Annotated in this window: 11 protein-coding genes; 6 read left to right on the forward strand and 5 right to left on the reverse strand. The window is 61.3% G+C overall.

All coding sequences use genetic code 11. The annotated features are described in order from the left end of the window. The first annotated feature begins 81 nt into the window (after positions 1–81). The 3 genes from topA (at position 82) to ORL50_RS08735 (ending at position 3,731) form a co-directional block, all read left to right on the forward strand. Positions 82–2,709, forward strand: a complete 2,628-nt coding sequence (topA, locus tag ORL50_RS08725) for a type I DNA topoisomerase (protein WP_266012698.1) — start codon at positions 82–84, stop codon at positions 2,707–2,709. Between the two features lie 157 nt (positions 2,710–2,866). Further along, the gene (locus ORL50_RS08730; RefSeq protein WP_266012700.1) at positions 2,867–3,391 is read left to right on the forward strand and encodes a DUF6586 family protein; all 525 of its coding nucleotides are present in this window, start codon (positions 2,867–2,869) and stop codon (positions 3,389–3,391) included. A gap of 106 nt (positions 3,392–3,497) precedes the next feature. Next, positions 3,498–3,731, forward strand: a complete 234-nt coding sequence (locus ORL50_RS08735; RefSeq protein WP_034148009.1) for a hypothetical protein — start codon at positions 3,498–3,500, stop codon at positions 3,729–3,731. 80 nt (positions 3,732–3,811) lie between these two features. Here the strand turns inward: ORL50_RS08735 and sulA are convergent, their stop codons facing one another. Both sulA and lexA read right to left on the reverse strand, forming a co-directional pair. Beyond that, the gene (gene sulA, locus ORL50_RS08740) at positions 3,812–4,285 is read right to left on the reverse strand and encodes an SOS-induced cell division inhibitor SulA (protein ID WP_266012707.1); all 474 of its coding nucleotides are present in this window, start codon (positions 4,283–4,285) and stop codon (positions 3,812–3,814) included. 10 nt (positions 4,286–4,295) lie between these two features. Then, entirely contained in the window at positions 4,296–4,907 is a 612-nt protein-coding gene (gene lexA / locus ORL50_RS08745) for a transcriptional repressor LexA (RefSeq protein ID WP_122838163.1), read from the reverse strand. A gap of 229 nt (positions 4,908–5,136) precedes the next feature. On the opposite strand from lexA, the gene ORL50_RS08750 reads away from it, so the two are divergent. The 3 genes from ORL50_RS08750 to ORL50_RS08760 all read left to right on the forward strand — a co-directional run bounded on the left by ORL50_RS08750 (position 5,137) and on the right by ORL50_RS08760 (position 7,763). Then, positions 5,137–5,844, forward strand: a complete 708-nt coding sequence (locus tag ORL50_RS08750; protein WP_008037709.1) for a TetR/AcrR family transcriptional regulator — start codon at positions 5,137–5,139, stop codon at positions 5,842–5,844. A 170-nt stretch (positions 5,845–6,014) separates the two neighbouring features. After that, complete coding sequence (gene nagZ / locus ORL50_RS08755) at positions 6,015–7,013, forward strand: beta-N-acetylhexosaminidase (protein WP_266013260.1); 999 nt, start codon at positions 6,015–6,017, stop codon at positions 7,011–7,013. A gap of 12 nt (positions 7,014–7,025) precedes the next feature. Then, positions 7,026–7,763 carry an S-methyl-5'-thioinosine phosphorylase gene (locus ORL50_RS08760; RefSeq protein ID WP_266012717.1) on the forward strand — a complete coding sequence of 246 codons (738 nt, stop codon included), beginning with the start codon at positions 7,026–7,028 and terminating at the stop codon, positions 7,761–7,763. Between the two features lie 144 nt (positions 7,764–7,907). Here ORL50_RS08760 and ORL50_RS08765 read toward each other — a convergent pair whose 3' ends face one another. From ORL50_RS08765 to mfd, 3 genes are read right to left on the reverse strand one after another with little or no spacing between them, the layout of a single operon-like run. Next, entirely contained in the window at positions 7,908–10,601 is a 2,694-nt protein-coding gene (locus tag ORL50_RS08765) for a DEAD/DEAH box helicase (protein ID WP_266012721.1), read from the reverse strand. A gap of 11 nt (positions 10,602–10,612) precedes the next feature. Then, positions 10,613–11,179 carry a CsiV family protein gene (locus ORL50_RS08770; protein WP_266012724.1) on the reverse strand — a complete coding sequence of 189 codons (567 nt, stop codon included), beginning with the start codon at positions 11,177–11,179 and terminating at the stop codon, positions 10,613–10,615. A gap of 10 nt (positions 11,180–11,189) precedes the next feature. Then, on the reverse strand, positions 11,190–14,639 hold the full coding sequence (gene mfd / locus ORL50_RS08775) for a transcription-repair coupling factor (protein WP_266012727.1): 3,450 nt from the start codon (positions 14,637–14,639) through the stop codon (positions 11,190–11,192). Positions 14,640–14,784: the final 145 nt, after the last annotated feature.

Raw genomic sequence — 14,784 nt, forward strand, 5'->3', positions numbered from 1 at the left:
ACCTTGTAGCCACTATATATAGCGGTGCCGCGTCAGGCGCCAACCGCCTTTCACTTCTAGAATTCAGGAATTTTCTGATCCATGGGCAAATCGCTGGTCATTGTGGAATCCCCGGCTAAGGCCAAGACCATCAACAAGTATCTGGGTAACCAATACGTGGTGAAGTCGAGTATCGGCCATATCCGAGACCTGCCCACCAGCGGTTCGGCTAGCGCCAGCAAAGAGCCTGCCGCCAAGCGCGGCAAGGCCGCCGCGGGTGAAGGTCCGGTGCTCACGCCGAAAGAGAAATCGCGCAAGCAGCTGGTCTCGCGCATGGGCGTCGATCCCGATCATGGCTGGAAAGCCAAGTACGAGATCCTCCCGGGCAAGGAAAAGGTCATCGAAGAGCTGCGCCGGCTCGCCAAGGATGCTGACACCATCTATCTCGCAACCGACTTGGATCGCGAGGGGGAAGCCATTGCCTGGCACCTGCGCGAAGCCATCGGTGGTGACGAGAGCCGCTACAAGCGCGTGGTGTTCAACGAGATCACCAAGAAGGCCATTCAAGAAGCCTTCTCCAAACCCGGCGAGCTGGACATCGACCGTGTAAATGCCCAGCAGGCGCGTCGGTTCCTCGACCGCGTGGTGGGTTACATGGTTTCGCCGCTGCTGTGGGCCAAGATCGCCCGTGGCCTGTCTGCCGGTCGCGTGCAATCGGTTGCGGTGAAGCTGGTGGTGGAGCGCGAACGCGAAATTCGTGCGTTCAACCCTGAAGAATACTGGGAAGTGCACGCTGACCTCGGCACCGCCAAGGGCGCCACCGTGCGCTTTGACGTCGCTCGCGAGAAAGGCGAGGCCTTCAAGCCGCTGAACGAAACCCAGGCGATGGCCGCGCTGGAGAAGCTCAAGGCTTCCAGCTACAGCATCGTCAAGCGCGAAGACAAGCCGACCAGCAGCAAGCCGTCCGCGCCATTCATCACGTCCACCCTGCAACAGGCCGCAAGTAACCGCCTGGGCTTCGGCGTGAAGAAAACCATGATGATGGCCCAGCGCTTGTACGAAGCCGGCTACATCACTTACATGCGTACCGACTCCACCAACCTCTCGGCTGATGCCGTGACCATGGCGCGCAGCTACATCGAGACTGAGTTCGGCAAGAAGTACCTGCCGGAGAACCCGAACGTCTACAGCAGCAAGGAAGGCGCACAGGAGGCTCACGAAGCGATTCGTCCGTCTGACGCCAATACCGAGCCAAGCAAGCTGTCGGGCATGGAGCGTGATGCAGAGCGCCTCTACGAGCTGATCTGGCGCCAGTTCCTGGCTTGCCAGATGCTGCCGGCGCAATACCTGTCGACCACCGTCACCGTGGGCGCTGGTGATTTCGAGTTGCGCGCCAAGGGCCGCATCCTCAAGTTCGACGGTTACACCCGCGTCATGCCGCAGATCGCCAAGCCTGGCGATGACGACGTACTGCCGGACATGGCTCAGGGCGACTCGATGAAGCTGATCAAGCTTGATCCGACCCAGCACTTCACCAAGCCGCCTGCGCGTTATTCGGAAGCGAGCCTGGTCAAGGAAATGGAAAAACGCGGCATCGGTCGTCCTTCGACCTACGCAGCGATCATTTCGACCATCCAGGATCGCGGCTACGTTGCGCTGCACAACCGTCGGTTCTACTCGGAGAAGATGGGCGACATCGTCACCGAGCGCCTGTCCGAGAGTTTCTCCAACCTGATGGACTACGGCTTCACCGCCGGCATGGAAGAGAACCTCGATGACGTGGCCCAGGGCGAACGCGACTGGAAAAGCGTGCTCGACGAGTTCTACGGCGACTTCAAGAAAAAACTCGAAGTAGCCGAAAGTGCCGAAGGCGGGATGCGCGCCAACCAGCCGGTGATGACTGACATCCCGTGCGTGGTGTGCGGTCGTCCGATGCAGATTCGTACCGCATCGACTGGCGTGTTCCTCGGTTGCTCAGGCTACAGCCTGCCGCCGAAAGAACGCTGCAAGGCCACCGTTAACCTGGTGCCAGGCGACGAAATCGCTGCGGACGACGAGGGCGAATCGGAGTCCCTGGTACTGCGCGGCAAGCATCGCTGCCCGATCTGCAGCACGGCGATGGACGCCTACCTGCTGGACGAGAAGCGCAAGTTGCACATCTGCGGCAACAACCCGGACTGTGACGGCTACGAGATCGAAGAAGGCAGCTATCGCATCAAGGGCTATGAAGGTCCGAGCCTGGAATGCGACAAGTGCGGCAGCGAGATGCAACTCAAGACCGGCCGTTTCGGCAAGTTCTTTGGCTGCACCAACGCGACCTGCAAGAACACCCGCAAGCTGCTGAAAAGCGGTGACGCGGCGCCGCCGAAAATGGACCCGGTGAAGATGCCTGAGCTTAAGTGCGAAAAGGTCAACGACACCTATATCCTGCGCGACGGGGCTTCCGGGTTGTTCCTGGCTGCCAGCCAGTTCCCGAAAAACCGTGAGACTCGTGCGCCCTTGGTGATGGAGATCATTCCGCACAAGGACGAGATCGATCCGAAGTATCACTTCCTTTGCGAAGCACCGAAGAAAGACCCGGATGGCTTGCCGGCCGTGATTCGCTACAGCCGCAAGACCAAGGAGCAGTACGTGCAGACAGAAGTCGACGGCAAGCCGACTGGCTGGAAAGCGTATTACGATGGCGGAAAGTGGAAGGTTGAGGACAAGCGACCGGCTGCGAAGGCGTAGAATCGGAAGACCTCTGTAGGAGCGACCTGCTCGCGATGAACCTGAGAACGCCACGGGATACCATGCCCCCCCTGCGTTATCGTTAACGATCATCGCGAGCAAGCTCGCTCCTACACGACCTGCTTCAAGCAATTATTTCGCTGTGGAGACTGCCGTTATGGCCCACGAACTCTATACCCGCACCAACCAGAAGATTTATTTCGCTGGCCTGTCGCTCGAGGCGCTGGCGAAGGCCGAAGAGGGGCGGGCGATGAACTCCCTCGCGCTAATCCAGGCGGGGCGCGAGTCGGCGCTGTTTCATCTGTACGGTGCGCTGCTGGGCCTGTGCCATGAAATCGCCGGTTTCTACCGACTGCCCCAAGCCAACGCCCCGCGCGCCGAAATGCTGCTGACCCGCGAAGTGCTGGAAGCCATCGCCATTCCGGAAATGGCCGAGATGGTTGAACTGGCGCACAATCCTGAAACCTGGCTGGCGAAGTTGCTGGCCGCTTACTCAGCGCTGTTCCAGCCACCTCGTGCCCCGCACAAGCCCAAGGGCGATGTGACCCAGCCGCTGATTCAGGCCATCAACCTGGACGAAGAACAAGCCCCTCAAGAACTCAGTCGTGAAGAGCTTGAGAGCTGGCGGCAAAACCTCAAGGGCCTGGCCATTCGTTTCCGTGAAGGTTTGAACGAGTGCTGATCGCTGGGTATTCAGCAGTGCAATCAATGGCACTGCTGGTCAAGATCCCGAGCGAAGCATGGCCGATGCCTATATAATCCCCGCCTTTCGTGGAGAACAGACTTTTATGCCAACGTCGTTTCTGGAAATTGTCGAGTTGCCTGACGGCCGTATCGAGCTGCGCAGGGCTGAGGACGAGGGTTCTCTGGTGACTTTGGATTTCTCCGAAGACGCCAAAGCGTTCCTGCAAGGCCAGCACGTGGAAGTCGCCAAGGCGATGTTGAGCGTCGGCGTGCAGATGGCCGGTCGCATGGTTGAAGGTGAATTCGAGAAAGATGAGGGGTCGCGGGTTCTTCATTGATCCCGCCCGTCGGTTTCTACAGATCGGCTTCTCTGTCCTTTGAGAAGCCCCGCGCATAGTCCCTGCGCGCAGTAGTTCGCTTAGCCCAGTCGAATATTCAGACTTTGTGCGTCCCCGGTCCGGGCGGCGCTGATCAGCTGTTGGCGTTGCACAGAGCCCAGCGGGTTGAGCCAGCTGACTACGGTGTGGCTTCGCCCCAGTCGCAGAGCTTCGCACGTCAGTTGCTGGGCGCTCTGGGTGCCGCGGGGTTGCAGCAGCAGGATGCGCTCACGGTTGAGGCCGGCGTCCCGCAGCCAGGCCTGGGTCAGGCTGGCGGGCGGGGCGATCAGGGTCAGCCAGCGGGCGTCCTGGTCCTGGCTCAGCTCCCTGAGGATCGGAGCGAGAAGGTTGAGGCAATTCCCGGCTGCACCACGCAGTGACAGTTCGCTGAAGACTTCCGGTTCGGCGCTCCACGGCGATTCGACCACGTCTTTGAGGATGGGCGCCAACGGCTGCACCATGAATGCCTCGAACAACGGCAGTTGGGCTTGCTGTGATGTGTGCGGGAATTGCATAAAGCCTCCTTTAGCGGCGAATGACGCCAACACTCAAGCCTTCAATCACCAGTTCCTGATCTTTCAGGTTGACTTCGATAGGGGCGAATTCAGGGTTTTCAGCCAGCAACCAGACCTTGCTGCCATCGCGCTTGAAGCGCTTGACGGTAACTTCGTCGCCGATCCGCGCGACCACGATCTGGCCATTTCGCGCTTCCCGGGTGGTATGCACCGCCAGCAGGTCGCCATCGAAAATGCCGACATCCTTCATGCTCATGCCGTGCACCCGCAGCAGGTAGTCGGCGCGTGGATGAAAGAAGGTCGGGTTGATGTTGCAGGACTCTTCGATGTGCTGTTGGGCCAGGATTGGCGCACCGGCAGCCACCCGGCCAATGATCGGCAGGGTAGAGTCGTCGGCGGCCTTGGCTTCGAAGCCCGGAATACGGATGCCGCGGGAAGCACCCGGGGTCATTTCGATAGCACCTTTGCGGGCCAGTGCCTTGAGGTGTTCTTCCGCCGCGTTGGGCGACTTGAACCCCAGTTCCTGGGCGATTTCCGCACGGGTCGGCGGGTAGCCGTTGTCTTCGAGGCAGCGTTTGATGAAGGCCAGAATCTCTGCTTGGCGTGGCGTCAGCTTTAGCATATTGATCGCTCTGTCTTTTTATACAGTGACTGGGATTATATACAGTGGAACGGTCTTGGCAATGCCCGATTTTTTGCCTGCCGCTGGACGGTCGCTGCGGCCCCTGATTGAAGCTTTGCAGTTGTATGGTTAAATAGCTGACCGACCATTCCCGAAACGAACTGCCAGGCTTGACAAGACAGGGTCTGAAACGTATGTTTCAAACAAGTGTTTGTCAGGCGGAGTAGCCATGGCCCAGTCGGAAACCGTTGAACGCATTCTCGATGCTGCCGAGCAATTGTTCGCGGAAAAAGGTTTCGCCGAAACCTCGTTGCGCCTGATCACCAGCAAGGCCGGGGTCAACCTGGCAGCGGTGAACTATCACTTTGGTTCGAAGAAAGCCCTGATCCAGGCAGTTTTCTCGCGCTTCCTCGGGCCGTTCTGCCTGAGCCTCGACAAAGAGCTGGAACGCCGCCAGGCCAAGCCGGAAAACAAGCCGACGCTGGAAGAGCTGCTGGAAATCCTGGTCGAGCAGGCTTTGGTGGTGCAACCACGCAGCGGCAACGACCTGTCGATTTTCATGCGCCTGCTCGGTTTGGCTTTCAGCCAGAGCCAGGGTCACTTGCGGCGCTATCTGGAAGACATGTACGGCAAGGTGTTTCGCCGCTACATGATGTTGGTCAACGAAGCCGCGCCGCGCATTCCGCCGATCGAACTGTTCTGGCGAGTGCACTTCATGCTCGGCGCTGCTGCGTTCAGCATGTCGGGGATCAAGGCGCTGCGCGCGATTGCCGAAACCGATTTCGGCGTCAACACCTCCATCGAGCAGGTGATGCGCCTGATGGTGCCGTTTCTGGCGGCGGGCATGCGCGCCGAAACGGGTGTGACTGACTCTGCCATGGCGACCGCGCAGTTGCGTCCACGCAGTAAATCGACACAGGTTGCCGCCAAGGTTTAACCGCGCACGGGTGGGCGTGGCAGCTTACATCCGCTAAGCTAGCCGCCCATGCCGACTCTCGTTCTGAACCCGCTTCCCATTGCTTTCGCCGACCTGCCGGGCCTCGCCCAGGTTGGCGAATTCGTGCGCGCCGGGTTTTTCGTTATCAAGGAATCTCTATGACTGCTGGCCTGCAAGGCTCGTTGATGGTGGACGTCGCCGGTACCTGGCTGACGGCTGAAGATCGCCAGTTGCTGCGTCAACCGGAAGTGGGCGGGCTGATCATTTTCGCCCGCAACATCGAACACCCGCGCCAGGTGCGTGAATTGAGTGCGGCGATCCGCGCGGTGCGTCCCGACCTGCTGCTGGCGGTAGACCAGGAGGGTGGACGCGTTCAGCGGTTGCGCCAAGGTTTCGTGCGGCTGCCGGCGATGCGCGCCATTGCCGACAATCCGAATGCCGAATACCTCGCCGAGCAGTGTGGCTGGATCATGGCCACTGAAGTACTTGCAGTCGGCCTTGACCTGAGCTTCGCCCCGGTGCTGGACCTGGATTACCAACGCAGCGCCGTGGTTGGCACCCGCTCGTTCGAAGGCGATCCGCAGCGCGCCGCCTTGCTGGCCGGCGCGTTCATTCGCGGCATGAACAGTGCCGGCATGGCGGCCACCGGTAAACATTTCCCCGGGCATGGCTGGGCTGAAGCGGATTCCCACGTGGCCATCCCCAACGATGAGCGCAGTCTCGATGAGATTCGCGCCAACGATTTGGTGCCGTTCGCCCGTTTGAGCAAGCAGTTGGCGGCAGTGATGCCGGCCCACGTCATCTACCCGCAAGTCGACACTCAACCGGCCGGCTTCTCCCGCCGCTGGTTGCAGGACATCCTGCGCGGCGAGCTGCAATTTGACGGAGTGATCTTCAGTGATGATCTGTCCATGGCGGGCGCGCATGTGGTCGGTGATGCGGCCAGTCGGATCGAGGCGGCGCTGACCGCCGGTTGCGATATGGGCCTGGTATGCAACGATCGCGCAGCGGCAGAGCTTGCCCTGTCGGCGGCGCAGCGGCTCAAAGTCACACCTTCAGCGCGTATTGCGCGGATGCGTGGGCAATCCTTTGCCAACGCCGAATACCGTCAGCAGCCACGCTGGCTGGCCGCCATCGGCGCGCTCAAAGAAGCTCAACTGATTGAATAAGGATTCAACGTTATGACGGTTTACGCGATCATCGGTGGCACCGGCCTGACCCAGCTCGAAGGCCTGAACATTCGTCAGTCCCTGGCGGTGGATACGCCTTACGGCGCGCCTTCGGCCGAGGTGCAGATAGGTGAGTACGCCGGTAAGGAAGTGCTGTTCCTGGCCCGCCACGGTCATCCCCACCGTTTCCCGCCCCATCAGGTGAACTATCGCGCCAACCTCTGGGCGCTGAAACAGGCCGGTGCTGAAGCGATTCTGGCGGTCAACGCCGTGGGCGGCATTCACAGTGCGATGGGCACCGGGCATTTCTGCGTGCCGCACCAGCTGATCGACTACACCAGCGGGCGCGAGCACACGTTTTTCGCCGACGACCTGGAGCAGGTGACCCACATCGACTTCAGCTACCCCTACAGCGAGCCGTTGCGCCAGCAATTGATTGCAGCGCTGGCGGCTGAAGGTGTGGAGTACAGCAGCCAGGGTGTATACGCCTGCACCCAGGGACCACGCCTGGAAACGGTTGCCGAAATCACCCGGCTGGAGCGTGATGGCTGCGATATCGTCGGCATGACCGGCATGCCTGAAGCGGCACTGGCCCGTGAGCTGGAGCTGGATTACGCATGCCTGGCGCTGGTGGTGAACCCGGCAGCTGGGAAATCGACGGCGGTGATTACCATGGCTGAGATCGAGCAGGCGTTGCATGATGGGATGGGGAAGGTGAAGTCGACTTTGGCGCGGGTGCTTAAGGGCTAACTTAGTCGCAATACCGGGTAGACCCCATCGCGGGCAAGCCTTGCTCCCACAGCCTTGCTCCCACAGGCTCGCTCCTACAGGTGATGTGTTATCCGATGTAGGAGTGAGCCTGCTCGCGATGACGATCTGACAGCCGCTGCAGAATCAGCGTTTTTCGAGCTTATCCGGCAGCGGCGCAAACAGCGCCTCGATATCATCACTCTGCAACTTCCAGTCCCCGGCGCTGCGCCCATCCAGTACGCCCGCCGCGAGGTCGGATTTTTCCTTTTGCAGGTGCTGAATTTTCTCTTCCACCGTGCCCCGGGCAATCATCTTGTAGACGAACACCGGCTTCTCCTGGCCGATGCGATAGGCGCGGTCGGTTGCCTGGTTTTCCGTTGCCGGGTTCCACCACGGGTCATAGTGAATCACCGTGTCCGCTTCGGTCAGGTTCAGGCCGACGCCTCCCGCCTTCAAGCTGATCAGGAAGATCTGCCGCTTGCCGCTCTGGAAATCTTTGACCGGCGAGCGACGATCGCGGGTCTGCCCGGTCAGCAGGGCATATTCAACCCCGCGCTTCTTCAGCTCGACCTCGATCAACGCCAGCATCGAAGTGAATTGCGAGAACAACAGAATCCGCCGGCCTTCTTCAAACAACTCATCGAGCATCTCCATCAGGCTGTCGAGTTTGCCCGACGTGCTGCCGCGCGTGGGCGGGGCGGCGTCGCTGACCAGGCGCAAGTCGCAGCACACCTGACGCAGTTTCAACAGCGCCTCGAGAATGATGATCTGGCTGCGGGCCACGCCTTTGCGGGTGATCTCGTCGCGGACTTTCTTGTCCATGGCCAGGCGCATCGTTTCGTACACGTCGCGCTGGGCCTCGTTGAGTTCGACCCAATGAATGATCTCGGTTTTCGGCGGTAACTCCGTTGCCACCTGCTCCTTGGTGCGGCGCAGTAGGAAGGGTTTGATTCGCCCGTTCAGGTGCTGCAGGCGGACTTCGCTGGCGCGTTTTTCAATGGGCACGCGGTAATCGCGATTGAAGCTCTTCACGTCGCCCAGCCAGCCCGGCAGCAGGAAGTGAAACAGCGACCAGAGTTCACCCAGGTGATTCTCCAGCGGGGTGCCGCTCAGGCACAGGCGCTGCCGTGCGTTGAGTTCGCGGGCAGCCTGGGCGGCTTTGCTGTTGGGGTTCTTGATGTACTGCGCTTCATCCAGCACCAGTACGTGCAAGGGTTGCGTGGCCAGGCGCTCGACGTCCTTGGGCAGCAGTGCATACGTGGTCAGGATCAGGTCGTAGTCGGCCAGGTGGTCGAAATGTTTTTTGCGACTGGCGCCATACAGGGCCAGGACCTTGAGTTGCGGGGTGAAGTGCGCTGCTTCGTCGAGCCAGTTGGGGATCAGGCTGGTCGGCATCACCACCATGCAGGGCCGATCGAGGCGCCCGGCGTGCTTCTCGCTGAGAATGTGCGCCAGGGTCTGCAGGGTTTTCCCCAGGCCCATGTCATCGGCGAGAATGCCGCCAACTTCCAGCTGGCGCAGCGACTGCATCCAGCTCAAGCCTTCGAGCTGGTAGGGGCGCAGAGTGGCGTTGAGGCCGTCGGGCGCGGCTGCGGTGAAGTCCTTGATGTCACGCAGGCGCTGGGCGAACGTGCGGATCTGTTCGCCGCCTTCCCACAGCAGCGGCATGTCTTCCAGCGGATTGAGGCGCGTGGCATCGGCCTTGCTCAGGCGCAGCGTGGTCTCGCCAGGCTCCTGCAGGTAGAACTCGCCGAGAGTGGCCAGCACCGGTTTCAACCGACCCAGGGGCAGGGCGACTTGCAGCGGGCCGTGTTCGGAGTTGGGCCGATGAGGAATGTTGACCAGGATCAGCTCGTCATCCCGACGCCGGGCCAGGCGCTCCGGGTTGAGAATTTCGGTGTGCGAGCGCATCAGGTTCAACAGGATCGGCAGCAGGCTCAGGCGCTCACCGTTGACGATGATGCCCAGTTCCAGATCAAACCAGTCGCGCTCAGGCGCCTGTTCGACGGTGGCGTACCAGTCATCCACGGCCGTCAGGTCAAAGCCGAAGTCCTCGTCGATCTGCAGCTCCCAACCCTGGGTGCGCAGCTTGGGCAGTTCGTTGAGGGTGAAAGTCAGCCAGGCGCTGTCGTTGACCATCTCGAACAGCTCGCCAGCGCTTTCCGGCAAGGCCTTGCTTTGCCGTGTGGCGATCTTGAAACCGAGGATCCGCAAGTGTTCCCGGTAGGACTGTTCCACTTCCGGCTGCCGCTTTATTCGCAGGGTCTGGGTCTCCTGGCGGATCAAGATGTCGGCGTTTTTTTGACCTGAGACGTATTCGTCCAGGTAGTTGAAAGACAGCGCGGCGCGGTGCTGGATATACCGCTGCATCTTGCCGTTGCGCGGCTCGAACGCGCTGAACTCGATGCTCGCCAGCCACAGGCGCGGCACCGGTTGGACATTGTCCACCAGTACCTGCGGCACGGTTTTCGGGTTGCGGTTTTCCAGGACCGCCGAGAGTTTTTCCAGGAGTTCGGCGTCTTTGGCGGCCGCTGGGTAGTCGAGGGTTTCCTGCACCTGCAGCAGCACCGCAGCGCAATGCTTGCAGTTGTTGCGCACGGGGCAGCTGCAGGTGGCATCGACCATCAGCAGCGTCGATTTGGCTGACTCGCGCAGGCGAATGGTCTGACGGTAGACGTTGCCGCCAGAGCCTTCGCACGCAGCCACGATGGTGGCGTCGCCCACTTCGACGATCCTGACGCGATTCTCCAGGGCGTAGCGGCGGCCACGCTCCAGGCTCTGTTCCTTGAATCGGCTGACCCAGGACGGTGCCAGGGGTTTGCTCAGGGTCGTGGACATAAGGACTTCAATCAGTCCGGAATTTCATCGGGGACTGGCCGAGGTGCGGGGGCGGTCAACGAAGTGATCTTGATCAGCAGGCCGAGGTGGCCGTTGTCGAGGAAATTCAGCTGGCCGTTCTTGGTGTGGCTTTCCTGTTTCAGGCGCTCGCTGGAGGTGACCAGGCCGTTGGCGTCGATCTGGTTGACCCAGAAATCGGCGTCGACGTCGGTAAAGCGTCCCAGTTTCAAGCTCAGGGTGCCCTCGATCGGGAACTGGCCGAACTGTTCTGCGCCATCGCTGACCGCGACCTTGCTGGCTTCCTCGCCCAAAGTCTGTTGCCACGCCTTGTGCAGCAACACTGTGTATTGATTGCTGGCGGTGAGTTTTTCCACCTCACCATTCAAGGTCGGCGACCGCAGGCTATCCGAACTCACGAGCTTGGCGCCGGCAGCCCAGTCTTCCGGTGCGGCTCGGCTGACGATGGCAGGTACGGCGTTCTGCCGCACCAGGATCATTTCAACTTGATACAAATCGTCGGCAAATACCGAGGGGGCGACCAGGGTCATCAGCAAGGTCAGTGAGCGAAACAGGCGCATGCGGCGTCCTTCAAGCAGTTTTCGGGATGAGGAGCTCAAGCAGCGCCTCTACAGTATTAAAGCGCTCTTCCGCGCGCTCCATCGGCACCATGAACTTGAACATCGTGGCGCCTTCGAATTTGTAGCGTTTGGGCTGGCTTTGGATCAGTTTGATCAGCGTCAGCGGGTCGACCGGAGTCTGCGCCGCAAATTCGATGCGACCGCCCTGGGGGCCGCCGTCGACTTTCTTGATGCCGAGCAGTTCCGCCTGCAGTTTCAGCGCGGTGATGCGCATCAGGTTCTTGGTCGGCTCCGGCAGCAGGCCAAAGCGGTCGATCATCTCCACCTGCAGGTCCTTCAGGCCGTCTTCGTCGGTGGCCGAGGCAATGCGCTTGTAGAGGATCAGCCGGGCGTGCACGTCTGGCAGGTAATCTTCCGGGATCAGCGCCGGTACTCGCAGATTGACCTCGGGGCCACCACCCAGGGGTTGGTCGAGGTTCGGTTGTTCGCCCTTGCGGATCGATTTCACCGCGCGTTCGAGCATTTCCATGTACAGGGTGAAGCCAACGGCCTGGATCTGCCCGCTCTGACCGTCGCCCAGCAGCTCGCCGGCACCACGGATTTCCAGGTCGTTGGTGGCGAGCACGAAGCCCGCGCCGAGGTCCTGGGTGTTGGCGATCGCTTCCAGGCGCTTTTCCGCGTCTGCGGTAATTTGCTGGCGCGGTGGCGTCAGCAGGTAGGCGTAGGCCTGGTGGTGACTGCGCCCGACCCGGCCGCGCAGCTGGTGCAGCTGTGCCAGGCCGAACTTGTCGGCCCGCTCGATGATGATGGTGTTGGCGCTCGGCACGTCGATGCCGGTCTCGATGATGGTCGAGGCGATCAGCACGTTGAAGCGTTTGTGATAGAAGTCGCTCATCACCTGTTCGAGTTCGCGCTCGCGCATCTGCCCGTGGCCGATGCCGATGCGTGCTTCCGGCACCAGTTCGGCGAGGTCGGCGGCGCATTTCTCGATGGTCTTCACATCGTTGTGCAGGTAGTACACCTGGCCGCCACGCAGCAACTCACGGAGCAGGGCTTCTTTGACCGTGCTCTTGTTCTGCTCCATGACAAAGGTGCGCACCGACAGGCGCCGGGCCGGCGGTGTGGCGATGATCGACAGGTCGCGCATGCCCGACACCGCCATGTTCAGCGTGCGCGGAATCGGCGTGGCGGTCAGGGTGAGGATGTCGACTTCGCTGCGCAGGGCCTTGAGCTGTTCCTTCTGGCGCACGCCAAAGCGGTGCTCTTCGTCGATGATCACCAGCCCCAGGTTTTTGATCTTGACGTCGTCTGACAGCAGCTTATGCGTGCCGATCACGATGTCGATCTTGCCTTCGGCGAGGTCGGCGATGGCCGCGTTCACTTCCTTGGGCGACTTGAAGCGGCTCATCACTTCCACGCTCACCGGCCAGTCGGCAAAGCGGTCGCGGAAGCTGTTGTAGTGCTGCTGGGCGAGCAGGGTGGTCGGCACCAGGATGGCCACCTGACGACCGCCATGCACTGCGATGAAGGCGGCGCGCATCGCCACTTCGGTCTTGCCGAAACCCACGTCGCCGCAGACCAGGCGGTCCATCGGCTTGGGCGCCAGCATGTCGGCGCGCACGGCCTCGATGGTGGTCTGCTGGTCCGGGGTTTCTTCGAACGGGAAGCCGGCACTGAAGGTCGCGTAGTCGCCTTTCGGGTCTTCGAAGGCATAACCTTCGCGTGCCGCTCGACGGGCATAGATGTCGAGCAATTCGGCCGCTACATCGCGCACCTGCTCGGCAGCCTTGCGCTTGGCTTTCTGCCAGGTTTCGGAGCCGAGGCGGTGCAACGGCGCCAGGGCGTCGTCGCTGCCGGTGTAACGCGCGATCAGGTGCAGGTTGGCCACGGGCACGTAGAGCTTGGCGCCTTCGGCATATTGCAGAGTGAGGAATTCGGCGGCCTGATCGTCGATTTCCAGGGTCGCCAGGCCGAGATAACGCCCGACTCCGTGGTCAATGTGCACCACCGGCGCGCCTTCGCGCAGCTCGGTGAGGTTCTTGATGACCGCGTCGTTGTTCGCGTCGGCGCGTTTCTCGCGGCGGCGACGCTGCATTACGCGCTGGCCGAACAACGGGCTTTCCGCTACCAGGGCCAGCGCCGGATCGTCCAGCACCAGGCCTTCGTCCAGCGGCGCGATGGTGATGGCCAGGCGCTCTTTGCCGGCGACGAAGTCTGGCCAGCTGTCGACGGTTTTCGGTCGCAGCTTCAGGCGTTCGAGCAGTTCCAGCAGCACCTCGCGCCGGCCAGCCGACTCGGCGGTAAACAGCACGCGGCCGGGGAACTCGTCGAGGAAACCGGCCAGCGCCGCCAGAGGCTGGGTGGCCTTGGCTTCGATGGCCAGGTTAGGCAGTTCGCGAGCGGGGAAGCGCTCGCGACCGACGCCGGTTTCCACGTCCTGCTGGCTGGCCACCACTCGCGGCCAGTTTTTCAGGCGGGCGAAGCAATCTTCCACCGGCAGGAACAACTCGGCGGGCGGCAATAAAGGTCGCGCCGGATCGACGCGACGTTCTTCATAACGATTGCGCACGTCGTTCCAGAAGTTCTCCGCCGCCTGCTCGATGCCGGGCAGGGAGAACACCTGGGTGTCCTGGGGCAGGTAATCGAACAGGGTCGAGGTTTCATCGAAGAAAAGCGGCAGGTAGTACTCGATGCCGGCCGGGGTAATGCCGCTGCTCAAGTCCTGGAAGATCGGGCAGCGCCGGAAGTCGACGTCGAAGCGTTCGCGAAAGCGTGCCTTGAAGCGGGTGACCGCATCTTTCTGCAACGGAAATTCCCGCGCAGGCAGCAGGCGCACGGTGTCGACCTTGTCGATGGAGCGCTGGTTCTCCGGATCGAAGGTACGCAGGGTCTCGATTTCGTCATCGAACAGGTCGATACGAAACGGCAGTTTGCTGCCCATCGGGAACAGGTCGATCAGCGAGCCGCGCACGGTGAATTCGCCGTGTTCATAGACGGTGTCGACATATCGATAGCCACTGGCTTCGAGCCGGGTGCGCATCTGCTCGACGTCAAGCTTCTGGCCGACGTCCAGCACCAGGCTGCTGCCCAGCAGGAACTTGGTCGGGGCCAGGCGGTGCAGGGCGGTGGTGATCGGCACCACCAGCACGCCATGGCTCAGCTCCGGCAGCCTGTATAAGGCGGCGATGCGCTGGGAGATGATGTCCTGGTGCGGCGAAAACAGGTCGTAGGGCAAGGTTTCCCAGTCCGGGAAATGCAATACGGGCAAATCCGGGGCGAAGAAACCCAGCTCCTGTTCCAGTCGTTCGGCACTTTGGCTGTCGGCTGTGAGCAGCAGGGTAAAGCGCTTGGCAGCGCTGGCGGCCTCGGCAATGGCCAGGCTCAGGGCGGCACCGGGCAAATTGCCCCAGTGCTGTTTACCTGCCGCGGCAGGGAGAAGCGGTAGACGCAGAACGGGCACGGAAGGTTGAGCTCCAAGCGTTGCGACAAAGTCGGTAATTGTAGCGGTCCCGGGTGCCGCCTGTCAGTTGCAGACTGTGTCTATTACGCAGGTTGGGCGAAATGTAGTGGTAAAGACAAAATCGCCGGTTTTTTTAGGGAAAATT

Origin of the sequence: Pseudomonas sp. RIT-562, assembly GCF_026241895.1 — a bacterium.
In the GTDB taxonomy this organism is placed as follows: domain Bacteria; phylum Pseudomonadota; class Gammaproteobacteria; order Pseudomonadales; family Pseudomonadaceae; genus Aquipseudomonas; species Aquipseudomonas mandelii_F.